The sequence below is a fragment of the Catelliglobosispora koreensis DSM 44566 genome (genome assembly GCF_000379685.1).
Classification (GTDB): Bacteria; Actinomycetota; Actinomycetes; order Mycobacteriales; family Micromonosporaceae; genus Catelliglobosispora; species Catelliglobosispora koreensis.
In genome coordinates this window covers 119,066-134,939 of record NZ_KB903261.1, presented here as the reverse complement: position 1 = coordinate 134,939, position 15,874 = coordinate 119,066, and the positions used below count along the sequence as shown (strand labels likewise).

Annotated in this window: 14 protein-coding genes; 9 read left to right on the top strand and 5 right to left on the bottom strand. The window is 64.5% G+C overall.

The window, feature by feature from the left end:
* Positions 1 to 14 precede the first annotated feature (14 nt).
* On the top strand, positions 15 to 305 hold the full coding sequence (locus tag A3E1_RS0119800; RefSeq protein ID WP_020522534.1) for a hypothetical protein: 291 nt from the start codon (positions 15 to 17) through the stop codon (positions 303 to 305).
* A gap of 43 nt (positions 306 to 348) precedes the next feature.
* Here A3E1_RS0119800 and A3E1_RS0119795 read toward each other — a convergent pair whose 3' ends face one another.
* Entirely contained in the window at positions 349 to 2,964 is a 2,616-nt protein-coding gene (locus A3E1_RS0119795) for a cellulose binding domain-containing protein (protein WP_020522533.1), read from the bottom strand.
* A 120-nt stretch (positions 2,965 to 3,084) separates the two neighbouring features.
* On the opposite strand from A3E1_RS0119795, the gene A3E1_RS0119790 reads away from it, so the two are divergent.
* From A3E1_RS0119790 to A3E1_RS0119765, 6 genes are all read left to right on the top strand, one after another.
* Positions 3,085 to 3,621, top strand: a complete 537-nt coding sequence (locus tag A3E1_RS0119790) for a hypothetical protein (protein WP_020522532.1) — start codon at positions 3,085 to 3,087, stop codon at positions 3,619 to 3,621.
* Between the two features lie 81 nt (positions 3,622 to 3,702).
* Positions 3,703 to 4,872, top strand: a complete 1,170-nt coding sequence (locus A3E1_RS0119785) for a sensor histidine kinase (protein ID WP_020522531.1) — start codon at positions 3,703 to 3,705, stop codon at positions 4,870 to 4,872.
* Entirely contained in the window at positions 4,869 to 5,606 is a 738-nt protein-coding gene (locus A3E1_RS0119780) for a LytR/AlgR family response regulator transcription factor (RefSeq protein ID WP_020522530.1), read from the top strand. Before A3E1_RS0119785 ends, A3E1_RS0119780 begins: the two co-directional genes overlap by 4 nt.
* Entirely contained in the window at positions 5,607 to 5,942 is a 336-nt protein-coding gene (locus A3E1_RS0119775; RefSeq protein WP_020522529.1) for a hypothetical protein, read from the top strand.
* Positions 5,935 to 7,554, top strand: a complete 1,620-nt coding sequence (locus tag A3E1_RS0119770) for a sodium/solute symporter (RefSeq protein ID WP_020522528.1) — start codon at positions 5,935 to 5,937, stop codon at positions 7,552 to 7,554. Before A3E1_RS0119775 ends, A3E1_RS0119770 begins: the two co-directional genes overlap by 8 nt.
* Positions 7,555 to 7,613: 59 nt before the next feature.
* Positions 7,614 to 7,886, top strand: a complete 273-nt coding sequence (locus A3E1_RS0119765; protein WP_020522527.1) for a hypothetical protein — start codon at positions 7,614 to 7,616, stop codon at positions 7,884 to 7,886.
* A 62-nt stretch (positions 7,887 to 7,948) separates the two neighbouring features.
* On the opposite strand, the gene A3E1_RS0119760 is transcribed toward A3E1_RS0119765, so the two are convergent.
* From A3E1_RS0119760 to A3E1_RS0119745, 4 genes are all read right to left on the bottom strand, one after another.
* The gene (locus A3E1_RS0119760; RefSeq protein ID WP_020522526.1) at positions 7,949 to 9,589 is read right to left on the bottom strand and encodes a solute symporter family protein; all 1,641 of its coding nucleotides are present in this window, start codon (positions 9,587 to 9,589) and stop codon (positions 7,949 to 7,951) included.
* Entirely contained in the window at positions 9,586 to 9,879 is a 294-nt protein-coding gene (locus A3E1_RS0119755) for a DUF485 domain-containing protein (protein WP_051105113.1), read from the bottom strand. Before A3E1_RS0119755 ends, A3E1_RS0119760 begins: the two co-directional genes overlap by 4 nt.
* Positions 9,880 to 10,041: 162 nt before the next feature.
* Positions 10,042 to 11,655 carry a SigE family RNA polymerase sigma factor gene (locus A3E1_RS45690; protein WP_020522524.1) on the bottom strand — a complete coding sequence of 538 codons (1,614 nt, stop codon included), beginning with the start codon at positions 11,653 to 11,655 and terminating at the stop codon, positions 10,042 to 10,044.
* A 43-nt stretch (positions 11,656 to 11,698) separates the two neighbouring features.
* Positions 11,699 to 13,096, bottom strand: coding sequence for a trypsin-like serine protease (locus A3E1_RS0119745; RefSeq protein ID WP_020522523.1), 1,398 nt, complete (start codon positions 13,094 to 13,096; stop codon positions 11,699 to 11,701).
* A gap of 34 nt (positions 13,097 to 13,130) precedes the next feature.
* Between A3E1_RS0119745 and A3E1_RS0119740 the strand changes: the two genes are divergently transcribed.
* Complete coding sequence (locus tag A3E1_RS0119740; protein ID WP_020522522.1) at positions 13,131 to 13,877, top strand: SDR family NAD(P)-dependent oxidoreductase; 747 nt, start codon at positions 13,131 to 13,133, stop codon at positions 13,875 to 13,877.
* A gap of 3 nt (positions 13,878 to 13,880) precedes the next feature.
* Positions 13,881 to 15,743 carry a M3 family metallopeptidase gene (locus A3E1_RS0119735; protein WP_020522521.1) on the top strand — a complete coding sequence of 621 codons (1,863 nt, stop codon included), beginning with the start codon at positions 13,881 to 13,883 and terminating at the stop codon, positions 15,741 to 15,743.
* Positions 15,744 to 15,874 lie beyond the last annotated feature (131 nt).

Here is a 15,874-nt window from a genome sequence, read left to right as displayed (position 1 = left end):
GATAGGGTCCAGCGGTGACGGTGCAGATGTGCGTGCTGCTGTGGGCACGGGCGGGTGCGCAAGAGGCACTGGCCGCCTATGAGGACAAGGTTTTGGCACTGTTGCCAGACCACGGTGGGCGAGTCGTGCAGCGAGCGCGAGTGACGGGCGCGGGCGGCGGGCAGCCGACGGAGATTCAGTTGCTTGAGGTCGAGTCGCAGGCCGGGATCGACAGCTTCATGGTTGACGAGCGGCGGACAGCGCTGGCGGCTGAACGGGACGCGGCGATCGAGCGGACTGAGATCTATCCGGTTGAGCTGAGCTGAGAAGGCCGCCGGGACCAAAGGTGATCCCGGCGACCGTCCGTCCTTATAGGACAGTGCAGGTGACTGGGGGAACCGGGTTAGAGGTAGTCCAGGAACCGTTGAAACCAAATGATGTCGTCTGGCCTGCCCCGATCACGCCGTTGTAGCTCATGTTGGTGACCGTGACAGCGTTTCCGGATGCGGTGTAGACGCCACTCCAGAGTTGGGTGACCGCCTGGCCGGAGGCGAACGTCCACTGGACGCGCCAGCCGCTTGTGGGAGACGTGCCGTTGTTGCGCACGACCACGCTGGCGCCGAAGCCACCCGGCCACTGGTTGGTGATGGAATACGTTGCGGTGCAACCGGTACCGCCTGTTGGAGAGGGCGACGGAGACGGAGAGTTTGACGGGGACACCGAAACCGACGGTGACGGCGAAGCCGACGTAGGCGTAGCCGTGGGCGTCGGCGGCACCGTCGACGTGTCGCCGTATAGGATGCCGCGACCGTTGGTGCCTAGGTAAACCCGGCCATACACGCGCGGGTCACCCGTGATCGCTTCACCCATGTTGCCCCACTGGTGAGCGTTGTCGTTGATCCGCACCCAGGACGCGCCAGCGTCATTGGAGCGGAACACGCCGTCGACGCCATCGACGGTCGCGACGGCGTACAGGGCCATGTTGGTGCGTCCCGGCGCGGCTTTGCCGAAGCCGATGTTGCGCGCGGAGGACACATTGGACAGTTTCGTGAACGACGTCCCGCCGTTGACGGACCGCCACAAACCAGTGGCACCAGTCGTTCCGGCTAGCCAGATCTCACCAGCGACACCCGGCATCGCCTTGAACCGTGCATCGGTGGGCAAGCCAGAGGCCGCCGCTGAGAACGATTGCCCGCCGTTGGTGCTGACGTAGAACGTCCCGTTGGCGACACCGTAGAACGTGTTGGGGTTGACGCGGTCTGACTCAACGCGCGCTCCAGCTGGCAGACCGGACGACGCTGCGAAAGTACCCCCAAAGGAAGTTGAATAGAACACGCCCGATGATTCGGTGGACCAGACCACCCTGCTGTTGTTCGCGGACAGGGCGATGGTCCCGGCTGCCGCGCCTGAAGGCACGGAGCCTTGCCACCAGTTGGCACCGCCATCAGTGGAATAGCCGATGGTCGTGGCACCGGTGCGGTCGGTGCGTCCCACGCGAACCATCCATGAAGGATTGAGCTCGGCGTAGTCGATGCTCGTGGTGGCACCAAAATAAGGCTGGTTGAACATCATGGACGGGACCGATGTCAGCGACGTGTGCCGGAAACCGCCGATGTCACCGAGGCCGGAGAACAAGGGCGCGCCCGTGGGCGGGCTGACGAGATCCAGGACGGCGGTCTCCTCAAGGCCACGCACCATGGGCTTGAGCGAAACGGTGCCGCCCGTGTCCAATGCGGTCAGGTTGGTGGTGCCGTAAATCGTCGCGCCGGTGCCGAACATCATGCGGTTCGGGTTGTGCGGGTCGATTTCCAGCGCCTCGGTCATCCAGCCGAGCTTGGGTGATTGCTCGGGCAGCGACTTCTGTTCCGCGAACGACAGCCACGGAACCTCGGTGATGTCGAGGGTGTACTTGTTGGTGCGGTTGGGCCAGGCGTAGTCGTAGAACGAACGCCACGTCGCACCGCCGTCAGTGCTGCGCCAGATGAACGTGTCCGGATACCACGAGCTGTATCCCGTGACCATGATCGTGTTGCCGACGACGGACAGCCCGGAGTAACCGAAGTAGCGGTCCGTTGACGGGGTGATCATTGTCCACACCCCTGTGGATAACTGGTACTTCCAGACGTCTCCGGCATTGCCGTCGTACGGGCCGCCTTTGTCGCTGGTCGTCAGGTAGAGGTAGCCGTTAGCGATTTGCCCTTGGTGCGCAAGGTATCCCGTGGGCTGACCGGCAAGCCGTTCCCAGGTGGCACCGTTGTCCAGACTGCGGTAAACGGTGTTCTGCAGGTCAGCGACGCCAACGTAGACGCTGTTGGACGGGCCGAACGCGATCCAGGTGACGCCCTGGTTGTAGGTCAGGTAACCGTTGGGGTCACTGGGGTCTTGCACATAGTTGCCCGGGTTCGGGAAACTGCTGACCTTGCCCCAGGTCACGCCGTAGTCAGAAGAGCGCCACAGCCCCTGGCCCTCTGTGCCGAAGTACACGACGGCGTTGTTAGCGGGATTGACAGCAAGTCGTTCTCCCATGCCGCGGCCGGGCATGTTGCCGCCGACCTTGAAGGGCAGATTCGTTATCTGCCAAGTGTTTCCCTTGTCAGCGGACCGCAGGATCGCCCCATTGTTGGGGTCCCAGGAGTTGAGGTACATGCCGGTAGCGGCGTAGACGCGGTTCGTTTGCACGGGATCGGTGGCGATACTGAGCACGCCGTTCCAGCCCCATTTGTCCCAGCCGACCCAGTCGAGCAGCGGAGTCCAGTCCCCAGTGGACTGATTCCAGCGATAGGCCCCACCGATGTCGGTGCGGGCGTAGATGAGGTTAGCCTCGGTCGGGTTGAAGACAATCCCGGGGACGAACCCGCCCCCATCGATGCGGACGTTGTTCCACGTATAAGCCTCCACCGGGGCGGCCGCTGCCTGGCTGAGCACGGCGAAGGAAACGCCAGCAGCCACTACAGCGGCAAGAGCACCACACAGTGCCTTGCGCATGAGTCGTCCTTTCACGACGGTCTGAAAGAGATCACGTCGTGCACCCTCGGCTCGCTGGGAAGGCTCCCATGTGGACCGCGGCTATGTCAAAGGTGACTGGTCCAGGTAACGTGCGCGGCTATGAGCTACGCCCCTCGTATTAACTTCATCAGCCGCTCCGGCGCGGGTGTCGTCGGCGGTGTCGCTGGTGGTCTCGTCCTCGGGCTCGTGCTGTGGATCATGAACAAGCTGTTTTTGTACGGCCAGCTCGTCGGCGACGACACAGTGTCGACCTCGTGGGTCATGGTGCTGGTCGTGGCTGGCGCCCTCGGTGGCGTCTTCGGTGCGTTCCTCGGCAAGTTCATCTCCGGCCAGATCGTCCCGGCGATCGGGGTGGGCCTGGTGTGGGGCATGATCAACTGGGTCGCGCTCGCGATGCTGGTGCTGCCGCTCTTCGGAGACGGCGGCGTCTTCAGCATCAAGGACAGCGGCGGCATCGCCGTGCTGGGCACCTACACCTTGTTCGGTGTGGTCACGTCCGTCGTTTATGCCATCGCGGGGCCAAGGCGCAAGGTTTACTGGCGGTCTAACCGCAACTACGGCTACGCGCTAGCGGTTCCCACGCTGCGCCGCCGTCGGCGCCGGCAGGAATCCTCCGAAGACGAGGTCTTGGGTTAACGATCGCAACGCCCGCCCCTTGCCGGGCGGGCGTTCTTTTTGCCTGGTGGCAGCGGGTCGAAAAATCCGTAGTATCCACGCATGCCCGCACCACTGGCCGTCGCGGCGCTGATCGGCGCATTCGCTGTGGCGATCTACGCCGTCATGCGCTTGCGTCAGCGCAAGGCGGTGGCCACTCCGGCACAACGGGCGACCTACGGCGTCCTGCACACGGCAGGGCTCGCCGTCGAACCACTGCGGCACGGGCTAACCCAGGCGACCGCGGCCAAGTCGGTCAAGCATTTGCGGACGCTCGTGGGAGCCGACGGTTTGGCTCTTCTCACGGGACAGGATGTGCTCGCGTTCGACGGCGGTGGAGCCCATCACCGGGCGCAGCTCGCCGAGGCGGCGGCCAAATCCATCGCGACCGGGCGCTCAACCGTCCTCGGCCTCGATGACCTGCCCTGCGACCAGATCGACTGCACGATCCGGGGCGCGATCATCGCCCCGCTGCATTCAGTGCCCGCGGCCGTCGCCGCGACGGCGGCCGAACCTCCGTCGCCGGGACTCGTGCAGGCCACGCTGGAAACGGCCCGCTGGGTGAGCACACAGCTTGCGTTGCACGAGCTGGACTCCTCGCGGGAGCGGCTCGCTCAGGCCGAGTTACGCGCGCTCAGGGCCCAGATCAGCCCGCACTTCATCTACAACGCACTGGGGGCGATCGCCTCCTTCGTGCGCACCGACCCCGATCGCGCCCGGGACCTCATCCTCGAATTCGCCGAGTTCACGAGGTATTCGTTCCGCTCGCACGGAGAGTTCACGACGCTCGCCGAGGAGCTGCGCTCGATCGACCGTTACCTCACGCTGGAGAAGGCGCGCTTTGGCGAGCGGCTCAAGGTGCGGCTGCGGATCGCGCCCGAGGTGCTGCCCGTCGTGCTGCCGTTTCTGTGCGTTCAGCCGCTCGTGGAAAACGCCGTGCGCCATGGGCTTTCCCGCAAGCCAGGGGCTGGAACGGTCAGCATTGAGGCCAGTGACGCGGGCGCGGAGTGTCACATCACCGTGGAAGATGACGGGGTGGGCATGGATCCAGCGGTCTTGATGAGCACGGCACCGGCCGAGGACGGCCAGCACGTCGGCCTGTCTAATGTGGACGATCGCCTGCGTGCCGTTTTTGGCGACGAATTCGGTCTCGTGGTGGAAACCGCCCTCGGAGCGGGAACAAAGGTAAGCATGCGAGTGCCGAAATTCCATCCCGGAGTGGTGGCGAAATGAAAGTCCTTGCTGTTGACGATGAATTGCCGGCCCTGGACGAGCTGGCCTATCTCCTGCGCGCTGATCCCCGCGTCAACAAGGTGTTCACCGCGAGCGACGCGACAGAAGCCTTGCGTGCCTTGCGTGACACCGATGTCGACGCTGTCTTCCTCGACATCCGGATGCCCGGTCTCGACGGCATGGAGCTAGCGCGAGTGTTGCGCCGCTTCGCCCGTCCGCCCGCGATCGTGTTCATCACGGCCTATGACAACGCCGCCGCCGATGCCTATGACCTTGGCGCGCTTGACTATGTGCGCAAACCGGTGCAGGCCTCGCGGCTGGCCGAGGCCATTCGCCGGGTCGCGGCCGCACTTTCCATCAACCCCAGCGACTCCCGCGCCGACGACGATGATCAGGCAATACCCATTGAATTAGCTGGTACGACGAGAATGCTGCCCAGGTCGTCGGTGCGCTGGGTGGAAGCTCAGGGCGACTACGCGAGGCTGCACACCGCCGACGGCTCACACTTGGTGCGGGTCCCGCTGGCGACCCTGGCCGACCGTTGGTCCGACTCAGGTTTCGTGCGCATCCACCGGTCTTACCTCGTGCAGCTGCGGCTGATTGACGAGCTGCGCATGGTCAATTCCGGTTACGTGGTCGTGCTCGGCGGCACGGAGTTGCCGGTGTCCCGCCGCCACACACGTGACCTCAAGGACCGTCTCGTCCGCGCGGCCAAGCAAGACTGGACCCGGTAAATGGAACGCACGCGGGTCGTTTTGCGCGAAGTGCGGCAGCGGGCCGTTGAGCAGGAGCTCGCCGAGCAGACACAGGTGGGCGAAGCCCTGATCAAAGGGCTCATGCGAGCTCAGCTGTCACTGGCGCTCCGGCTCGCCGTGGTGGTCCTCATTGGACTGGGCGGACTACCCCTGGTCTTCTATTTCGCGCCACCGCACGGCAAATCGTCGATCCTGCCGTGGCTGCTGCTCGGTGTCGCCGCCTATCCGTTCCTGTTCGCGGCCGGTTATACCTACGTCAAGCTGGCGGAAAACAACGAACGCGACTTCAGCGCGGTCGTGAGACGCGATGGATAGTCCGTTCACGGTTCCCGCGATCGTCATCGTCACGTTAGCGACGGTCATCATCGGGGCCTACGGATTGCGGCTCGCACGCACGACTTCTGACTTCCTCGTCGCCTCGCGGACGGTCAGCGCACGGTGGAACGCGGCCGCGATCGGGGGCGAATACCTTTCCGCCGCCTCGTTTCTCGGCGTCGCCGGGCTCGTGCTCAAGTTCGGCGTGGACGTGTTGTGGTATCCAGTGGGCTTCGCGGCTGGGTACCTGGCGCTGCTGCTGTTTGTCGCGGCTCCTTTGCGGCGCTCGGGAGCGTTCACCCTGCCCGACTTCTGCGAGCTGCGGCTGCGCTCACGGCGGCTGCGCAAGCTGGCGACCGCGTTTGTGGTGTTTATTGGGTGGCTTTACCTAGTACCCCAAATGCAAGGCGCTGGCCTGACCCTCACGACCGTGACCGGTGGTTCCTACCTCATGGGCGTCTTGCTCGTGGGGGTTGTGGTCACCGCGAGCGTGGCGTTGGGCGGGATGCGGTCGATCACGTTCGTGCAGGCGTTCCAGTATTGGCTGAAGCTGACGGCGCTTGCCGTTCCCGTGCTGTTTCTGGCGCTGCACTGGCAAATGGAGGGCACCACACCGCCGGATCCGGTGTTCCGCGAGACGACCACGGTCCACTTTGATCACCCCGCCAAGCTGACCCAAGCTGACGGCACGGTCCTGGCGCCGTCGGCCGGGGAAACCTTGACGTTCCAAGCGGGCGAGCCGGTGCCGAAGGTCGAGTCGGTGAACTACGGCACGGATTGGCTGCTGCCGGGTGAGCGTGGGCTGTTCGCCACGTACTCGCTGATTCTCGCCACCTTCCTTGGCACCATGGGACTTCCGCACGTGCTCGTGCGGTTCTACACGAACCCGGACGGCTCGGCGGCTAGACGCACGACACTCGTGGTGCTGGCGCTCGTTGGCATGTTCTATCTGTTCCCGACGCTCTACGGCGTGCTCGGGCGGGTCTACACGCCGGAACTGTTGCTCACGGGACGCACGGATGCCGTGGTGCTTCTGCTGCCGAGCAGTGCACTGGGCACGGGCTTGCTGGGGCAACTGCTCGGTTCGCTCGTCGCGGCGGGTGCTTTCGCCGCCTTCCTTTCCTCCAGCAGCGGTCTGCTCACGAGCGTGGCGGGTGTGCTGTCAACGGATGTGCTCGGCCGCGGTTCCGTGCGCGACTTCCGCATCTCAGCGATCGCGGGCGGCATCGTGCCGATCGTGCTGGCGCTGAACGTGTCGGGATTGGACGTGTCGCAAGTCGTCGGGATGGCGTTTGCCGTTGCGGCGTCTAGCTTCTGCCCACTCCTCGTGCTCGGCATCTGGTGGCGTGGGCTGACCGACGCCGGGGCGGCCGCGGGCATCCTCGCCGGCGGCGGTGCCGCGATCGGTGCCGTGCTGCTGACGGTGTTAGGTCCCCCGTTGCCTGGCTGGCTCAGTGTCCTGATCGGACAGCCCGCCGCCTGGACCGTGCCGCTCGCGTTCGCGGTGATGGTGCTGGTGTCCCTCGCGACCCGCCATCGCCTCCCCGGCACCGTGAGCACGATCATGCTGCGCCTCCACGCCCCGGATCCGGTCGCCGCCTCGCGTGGATAGGAAGGCGGGTTCTGGGGTAAGGCCTCCTTCGAATAGCAACTGGATGAGGAGGCCTGCTCATGGCTAAGAACGGCGAAGTGGCCGCGGCGGTCGACACCGTTAAGGACAAGGTGACGGAGTCTGGCCAGGTCATCGCGGCTCAGGCGGCTCTGGTCAAGGACAAGGCCGGCGAAGCAGCGAAGCAGCTGGCCGACCAGCTCCCGTCGACCCCGGCCGAATGGGAATCCGCAGGCAAGGACCTGTTGGACAACATTAAGCGCAACCCTCGCCCCTGGGTCATCGGCGCGGCGATCTTCGCGGTCGCTTGGCTGATGGGCCGCAAGTCGAAGTAGCTGAACGCGAAGGAGCCGCGGGCGCCCCCAAAGCAACCCGCGGCTCCTGTAGTGGAGGTTCGCTAATGCGCTCCAGCGCCCGTGAGCGCACGAACCTCCATTTCGGCGTATTTTCCTTCGTCCGCTTTCTCGCGCGATAGAACCGTGCCGAGCCAGCCGAAGAAGAAACCTGCCGGGATGGAGATGATGCCTGGGTTCGACAGCGGGAACCAGTCGAAGTCCAAAGTCTTGAACATCGAGGTTGGCGTTCCGGAAACAATCGGTGAGAAGAGCACCAACAACACCGCTGTGGTGAGGCCACCGTAGATGGCCCACGTGGCGCCACGGGTGGTGAACCGCTTCCAGAACAAGCTGTAGAGAATCGCTGGCAGGTTGCCCGACGCGGCGACCGCGAAGGCAAGCGCCACAAGGAACGCGACGTTCAGGTCACGGGCCAGGATGCCCAGGACGATCGACACCGCCCCGATGGCGAAGGCCGAAATCCGGGCGACCGTCACCTCCTGACGTTCCGTCGCGGTGCCCTTCTTGACCACGGCCGCGTAGAAGTCGTGCGATAGCGACGACGACGAAGCCAAGGTAAGCCCGGCGACCACAGCAAGGATCGTGGCGAAGGCGACCGCCGCGATGACCGCTAGGAACGCTGTGCCGCCAAGCTCTCCGCCGAAGAAGCGGCGGCCGAGTTCTTGAGCTAGCTGTGGCGCGGCCGTGTTGCCACCGGGGTTCTGTGCCTTGATCGCGTTTGCCCCGACCAGTGCCGCGGCACCGAAGCCGAGTGCCAGCGTGAATAGGTAGAACGTGCCGATGATGCCGATCGCCCAGAGCACGCTCTTGCGAGCGATCTTGGCGGTTGGAACGGTGTAGAACCGGATCAGGATGTGCGGAAGGCCGGCCGTTCCGAGCACCAGGGCGATGCCAAGCGAGAGCAGGTCCATCTTGTTGTAGAAGGTCTGCGTCGCACTCGCGACTTCCTTGCCGTAAACCGTTCCAGGATTGAGGAACGCGTCGCCCTTGCCACTCGTGGCCGCCGCGTCACCGAGCAAACTGGACAGATTGAATTTGAACGCGGCGAAGACGAGCACCGTCATGACCGCCGCACCGATCATCAGCATGAAGGCCTTGACGATCTGCACGTAGGTGGTGCCCTTCATGCCGCCCACGACGACATAAACGATCATCAGGGCGCCGACCATGACGATGGTCGCGACCTTAGCCGTGTTGGCGTCCATGCCCAGGAACGTGCTGTTGGGCGTGATGCCAAGCAGCAGCGCGACGAGGGCGCCCGCGCCCACCATCTGAGCCAGCAGGTAGAACACCGACACCGTGACCGTCGAGACGGCCGCCGCGGTGCGCACCGGGATCTGGCGCATCCGGAAGGCCAGCACATCGGCCATTGTGTAGCGCCCGGCGTTGCGGAGCAGCTCCGCGACCAAGAGCAACGCGACCAGCCAGGCGACGAGGAAGCCAATGGAGTAAAGGAATCCGTCGTACCCGTTGAGGGCGATGATGCCGGCGATGCCGAGGAAACTGGCCGCCGACATGTAGTCGCCACCGATCGCCATGCCGTTTTGGAACGCCGAGAACTGGCGCCCGCCGGCATAGAAGTCAGCGGCACTACGGGTTTGACGGCTCGCCCACACCGTGATCGCCAAGGTGGCTAGGACGAACAGCAGGAAGAGCACGATGGTAAGGGTGCGTGGGCTCATCGTGTCCCTCCATTTTCGACCTTCGCACGCAACTCGTCGGCGATCGGGTCGAGTTTGCGTCCAGCGAACCGGGCATAAAGCCAGGCGATGAGGAATGTCGTGACGAACTGCAAGAGGCCAAACACCAGAGCGACGTTGATATTGCCGATGAGCTTGATGCTCATGAAGTCACGGGCGTAGGCCGACAGCACGACATATAGCAGGTACCACAGGAAAAATGCCGCGGTCATGGGGAAGACGAAACCGCGCAGAGCTTTGCGCAGGGCGCCAAATTCTGGCGTGCTTTGCATGTCACGGTAGGGGTCGGAGGCCACGGGGATCACCACCTCGAGGTCAGGATTGTTGCGCGCACGTTAAGCAGCGCTACCCGTCACTCGACAGCGGTGATCGCGGGGTCTGCGCCGAGCGGCCGCCCGGCTGCGCCCAGTGACCTAGGCCACACCGCTTACCGGTTAGCTCCCGGCCTTACACAGCCATGTCACCGGAACACCGTTCACCTGGCCGGCTAGGCGGGTGCCATCGTCGCTGAAGAACTCGACCTGGATGTCGCTGTGGAGCTTGCCGTCGAGGCGACCGCGGAGTTCGGTCTGGTTGCCCTGCAGGTCTTTCAACGCGGCTAGAAGGATTAGCCAGCCCTGGGCATTGGTCCTTTGTGTGTACGCCGCCTGGTCAAGAACGGGCTTTCCGGTGGTCAGATCCCAGAGCACCGTGCGGCCCGTGCTGCCGCTAGATGCCGATCCGATCGCCCACTTGCCGGCGGCATGGTAGACCCGTGTCCAGGTCAGGCCGTTGCCCGGCAGCAATTCACGCGACGTTCCATCCGGGTACCAGGCGAAGGCACGTGGCACGCCTGAGTCGGTGAAGTTGTAGTTGGCCTCGCCGACCACGCCCACGATGACACCGTCTTCGGTGAGCCCGGTGGCCGAACCGACGCGCTCGCCAGGAGGTAAGGGCAGGTACTCGGGATTGGTCTTGCCAGGACGCCACACGGCGGGGCGGTCCTGAACGCTTCCGACGATGGTGCCCGCCTCGTTTATCGCGTTGGCCATCGCGTGGGTTCCCGCTAGCTTGCGGAGCTTCCCGTCGTGAACCCAGGCGGTGGCGACGACGTTCTCCCCACCGTCCAAAGTGGTTCCCACGGCGACGCCCTTGCTGTTGACATCGTTGAGGTCGACGTTGCCGCCGGGCATCTCGAAGGCGGCCTGCATGACGGCGTCTCGCCAGATCACGAGCCGGGTCTCGTTGCCCAGCTTCACCTTGCCGACCAGCCACCGGCCGGTAGGGTCCGCACCCTGCACACTGTTTTGTTCCGTGAATCCTTCGGGCACCGGCAGGCTCTGTCCTACACAGTCATAGGGCAAGCCGCCCGGTTCTGGCGAGGGCACGAGCGAGTGGTCCGGGATGGGCGTGGCGGGCGGCAGCGGACTGGGGTCCAAGATCCGGAATGAACTGAACGCCAAGATGACTGACAAAACCACGAGGGCACTCGCGGCGACGATCCCGGTGCGTTTATTGCGTTGCCGCTTGTCGCCCTTCTTGCGCACGTCCTGCGGCGCTTGCGGGCTGACGTTGCGGCGCACTTCGTCGCCAAGGTCAACGGTCAAACTCGCCCTGCCGCGATGCAGCCACGACTTAATCGTTCCCTCAGGGGCGCCCAGCTCGGACGCGACCTCGTGAATCGGCAGGTCCAGCAGGTAATGCAGGACGATCGCCTTACGCTGCGTCACGGGCAGCCGCTTCAGCGCCGTCACCACGTCGACACTGTCCGGGCTCAGCTCAGGCAAATCCTCGGTGCGCTGGCGCACAAGATAGGCGGTGGCCACCTTGAGCCGGCGCCACCGCGAATGAGCCAAGTTGGTAGCGACCCGGCGCACCCAGCTCAGCGGGTTGTCGTAGGTCGACACGACGGTCCAGCGCTGCCAGGCGCGCGTGAACGCCTCCTGGGTGATGTCCTGTGCCTCGCCTAGGTCGGCCGTGAAGCTGAACGTCATGGCCACGGTGTCGCCGAAGTGGGCTTGATAGAAGCCATCGAAATCGGCGGCGGCTGCGGCTTTGGCGCGGGTCATATCACGCCACACGCGCTTGAGCCGGTGGCGGTTGCAGAATGTGTCACATCCGTGGGACGGGTGTTTCCGCTCCTGGCTGCGGCACCAACTCGAACTGGTAAGTCGATCCGGTCCGCTCGGTGAGCCGGTCGAAGATCCGCGAGATCGGTGAGTACCAGTTGCGCTCGTTCGGGTTCGTGCAAGCGCCCGAGCCCGGGTCGCCGCCGGAAAGCACCCCGAGCGCCTTGCCGTCCGGGGTGAATAGCGGTCCGCCGCTGTCGCCCTTGCGGGCACAGATCTTCACGGTGATGCGGCTTCCCGTGCTTTCCACGATGCCGCAACGGGTGCCGGGCACGTAGCCAGTGCCGGCCCCAGAGTCCACATAGGACTCACCGGCGGCTGGCGTGTAGCCAGAACCGCTCGCGCACACGGTCGAGCCCGGGACAACCGAAGCCGCGGGGAGGAAACCGTTGATGAGCACTCCGGCATGGGTGCTGATCGGCAAGGGACCGTGCAGGCGGCCATTCGCGCCACCAAGCCAATACGCCTCACCGGCCGGCTGCAACGGCATCACGGCGTAGTCGTGCAGGTTTCCACCCGGCTCGTTTTCGGTCAGCAACGTGTTGGCGTCCTCAATGGACACTGGCAGTTTCGGGCCGTACCACTGGTGGAACGCGCTGTCGACGTGTGCGTGGGTGCTGCCGAGAACGCAGTGCCCAGCGGTCAGGATGTAACGCTTCTTCGTCACCTTGGACTGCAAGTGAAAGCCCATCGAGCAACCGCCGACCGAACCGTCGACCCGCTGAATGTCCAGCCGCACACCGCCGCGCAGGGGCGCGTCGGCGCACCAGCGCGTGTCGCACTTGAACTCCCAGCCGGGCAGCGACTCCGCGATCCGGACCGCTTGCGGGTCAACAGCTTTGGCGGCGGAGTCGGCACCGCGGACGACGACTTCCCCAGCGATCGGGTCAAGGGAAACCTCGGCGCCCGGGGCGGCGGCGCTCACTCGGGCCGCGATGTCTTCTAGCGAGCGCAGCGAGCGTTTCGCAGGGAAGGCCGCGACACCTGGCAACGACGGGACCAAGGCGGGATCGGTCATGCCGACGCGCAGCACACCGCCGTTGGCCTGATCCAGCCAGAGCCCGGCGTATTCACCGGGGTGCTGCGCGGCCAGCTTCGCGCCCAGGGCCGGTGCTTCCTGCTGAAGCTTCAGGCGCCGTTCGGCTTCGGGGCGGCTCACTGAGTACTCACGCATCAAGAAGGTGATGGCACTCTGCTCGATGGCCGGCGATGGTGCGGTGGCACCGCGGGCCTGGCCCGTCTGGGCATGACCGCGGCCGTCGGCGGACTCCTCTGTGGGCACCGACGGATCCGTGGTGGCAGGGAGCGTTCCGGTAGCAACGCTTCCGCATCCGGAGAGCATCGTGGCGAGAATCAGCCCGGCAATCACCTTCTTGCGCATTCGCGGGAGTCTAGACGGCGGCTAGAGTTCCTGCATGACCTCTCCTGTCGCCGCGGTAACCGGCGCCGCACAAGGCATCGGTGCCCGGATCGCTGAAGTCCTTGCCGCGCAGGGCTATCAGCTTGCTCTGCTGGACCGGCAACCGATCGACAATGATGACGCGCTAACGTTCGCTGGCGATGTGACGAGCGAGGCCGATGTAGTCGCCTTCGCCGGAGCGATAAATGAAAAATACGGCCGGATCGACCTGCTCGTAAACAATGCCGGAATTGCCTGCATTAGTCCGGCGGAAGAGACCCCGGTCGCCTTGTGGCGCCAGGTGATGGAAGTCAACCTCACCGGGCCTTTCCTTCTGTCGCAAGCGCTCGGGCGGCAGATGCTCGCGGCAGGCAAAGGGTCGATCGTCAACATCGCCTCGGTGGCCGGGCTCTTGGGCGTCGCCGACCGTGCGGCCTATAACACCAGCAAGCACGGGCTGATCGGGCTCACCCGCACCCTCGCGGTGGAATGGGGTGGCCGTGGCGTTCGCGTTAATGCAGTATGCCCAGGATGGGTGAAGACCCCGATGGATGACGCTTCGCAGAGCGAAGGTGCTTACGGCGACGCCGATATCACCGATCATGTTCCGGCTGGGCGTTTCGCGACGCCGGACGATGTAGCGCAAGCGGTGTTGTTCCTCGCGGAACAGAGCTTTATTAATGGAGTGACGTTGTCGGTAGACGGCGGCTGGGCAGCCGATGGCTCCTGGCAATCGCTGCGGCTGGGAGCAAGGAGCCGGTAGGAAATGCTTACTGCGGAAGAACTTACGGCCAAGGTCGCCGAGGCGATCGCCAACCCGGTGCTTGGCCCGGGCGACACTCTTGAAGAGTTCGACGAGCTGATGGACCGCATCGACACGGCGCGGCGGCTCGCGAGCACGATGACTTACTGCCACCCCGATGCGGCAATGCGCAAAGCAGGCGAAGAGGCGGAGGCTGCCGCCGACAAGGTGGTTACCTCGCTGGCGCTCGACCGTGCGCTTTACGGCCAGCTCGCTGGTGTTGATCTGTCCGCCTCGGACGCGGCGACGCAGCACTGGGTCACTAAGGTGCTGCGCGACTTCCGCCGGGCCGGTGCGCTGCTGCCCAAGCCCGAACAGGGACGCCTGCGTGAGCTTCGTGAGGAGCTCGTCAAAGTGGGCCAGGCCTTCGCCCGCAACATCGCCTCCGACACACGGATCGCTGAGCTTCCACCGTCGGCATTGGACGGTCTGCCTTCGGATTATGTCAACGCCCATCCCGTGGGCGAAGACGGTCTCGTGCGCGTCAGCACCGACTATGCCGACCTGTTCCCGTTCATGTCCTACTCCCGTTCGCCGCAAGCGCGCGAGCAGGTGTGGAAGATGTTCCGCCAGCGGGGCTATCCCGACAACATCGAGGTCCTCAAGCAACTGCTGACACTGCGCAAAGAAATGGCGACCCTTTTGGGGTACACCTCATACGCGCAGTTCGTGACCGAGGACAAGATGATCGGCAGTGACGTCGCCGCCGCTGAGTTCATCGCGAAGATCTCAGCTGCCGCCAAGTCGCGAATGGACAGTGACTACGCCACGTTGCTGGCACGCAAGCAGGTTGAGGACCCGTCGGCGACCGAGGTCGACCCGTGGGATGTGGCTTATCTGCTGGAGCGCGTGAAGGCGGAGCAGTTCGCCTTTGACTCGCAAGCGATGCGGCCCTACTTCGAATACAGCCGGGTCAAGAACGGGCTGATGGCCTTGGCCGGTGACCTGTTCGGCATCGAGTTCGTGGCACGGCCGGACGTCGAGGTGTGGCACGAGGAAGTCGAGGCCTACGACGTCTTGGAAAACGGCGTCAAGATCGGGCGCATCCTGCTCGACAACTACCCGCGGCCGGACAAGTTCAGTCACGCCATGGCCAAGGCGATGGTCGTGGGCAAGAAGGGCTCCCGGCTGCCTGAGTGCGTGCTGGTGTGCAACTTCCCGCGTCCGGGCGGGCTCATGCTCCCCAACGAAGTCACGACGTTCTTCCACGAGTTTGGCCACTTGCTGCACCACGTCTTCGGCGGCTCGCAGCGCTGGGCCGGCATCAGCGGCATTCGCAACGAGTGGGATTTCGTGGAGGCGCCGTCTCAGCTGCTGGAAGAGTGGACCCGCGACCCGGCGACGCTCGCCCGCTTCGCGGTGCACCACGAGACCGGCGAAACGATCCCAGCTGAGCTCGTGGAGCAGATGCGCGCCGCCGACGAGTTCGGCAAGGGACTGCAGGTGCGCCAGCAGATGGCCTACGCCGACTTGAGCCTGTCCCTCTATACGGCCGACCCGGCACACGTGGACATGGTCCAGACCGAACGGGACGCGTTCGCCCGGCACCTGCCTTACAAGCCCGTCGACGACGTGTGGTTCCACCTTTCTTTCGGTCACCTCGACGGTTATTCCGCCATTTACTACACGTATATGTGGTCGCTCGTCATCGCGAAGGATTTGTTTACCGCCTTTGACGAGTCCAATTTGCTGGATCGTTCAACTGCATTGCGTTACCGGGAAATGGTGCTCGCTCCGGGTGGTTCACAATCAGCCGCCGCGCTGGTCAGGAACTTCCTGGGCCGGGATTACCGGTTCGACGCGTACAAAGCGTGGCTCGATTCGTAGCCGTTCTCATTAGACACTGTGTAACCGCCGTATTAACTGACCACTTTGGACTGTGGTAACTAGACAGCAATGGGCTAGTATCAACCGGCGTCGCTGCCTGGCCAGGCGGAGGATAGGCAGCTACACCATTT

Bases quoted from the DNA above. Each gene is read 5' to 3' on its own strand.
- A3E1_RS0119780 (WP_020522530.1), top strand. From the start codon at position 4,869: ATGAAAGTCCTTGCTGTTGACGATGAATTGCCGGCCCTGGACGAGCTG.
- A3E1_RS0119770 (WP_020522528.1), top strand. From the start codon at position 5,935: ATGGATAGTCCGTTCACGGTTCCCGCGATCGTCATCGTCACGTTAGCG.
- A3E1_RS0119790 (WP_020522532.1), top strand. From the start codon at position 3,085: ATGAGCTACGCCCCTCGTATTAACTTCATCAGCCGCTCCGGCGCGGGT.
- A3E1_RS0119765 (WP_020522527.1), top strand. From the start codon at position 7,614: ATGGCTAAGAACGGCGAAGTGGCCGCGGCGGTCGACACCGTTAAGGAC.
- A3E1_RS0119775 (WP_020522529.1), top strand. From the start codon at position 5,607: ATGGAACGCACGCGGGTCGTTTTGCGCGAAGTGCGGCAGCGGGCCGTT.
- A3E1_RS0119795 (WP_020522533.1), bottom strand. From the start codon at position 2,964: ATGCGCAAGGCACTGTGTGGTGCTCTTGCCGCTGTAGTGGCTGCTGGC.
- A3E1_RS0119785 (WP_020522531.1), top strand. From the start codon at position 3,703: ATGCCCGCACCACTGGCCGTCGCGGCGCTGATCGGCGCATTCGCTGTG.
- A3E1_RS0119755 (WP_051105113.1), bottom strand. From the start codon at position 9,879: ATGCAAAGCACGCCAGAATTTGGCGCCCTGCGCAAAGCTCTGCGCGGT.
- A3E1_RS45690 (WP_020522524.1), bottom strand. From the start codon at position 11,655: ATGACCCGCGCCAAAGCCGCAGCCGCCGCCGATTTCGATGGCTTCTAT.
- A3E1_RS0119740 (WP_020522522.1), top strand. From the start codon at position 13,131: ATGACCTCTCCTGTCGCCGCGGTAACCGGCGCCGCACAAGGCATCGGT.
- A3E1_RS0119735 (WP_020522521.1), top strand. From the start codon at position 13,881: ATGCTTACTGCGGAAGAACTTACGGCCAAGGTCGCCGAGGCGATCGCC.
- A3E1_RS0119745 (WP_020522523.1), bottom strand. From the start codon at position 13,096: ATGCGCAAGAAGGTGATTGCCGGGCTGATTCTCGCCACGATGCTCTCC.
- A3E1_RS0119760 (WP_020522526.1), bottom strand. From the start codon at position 9,589: ATGAGCCCACGCACCCTTACCATCGTGCTCTTCCTGCTGTTCGTCCTA.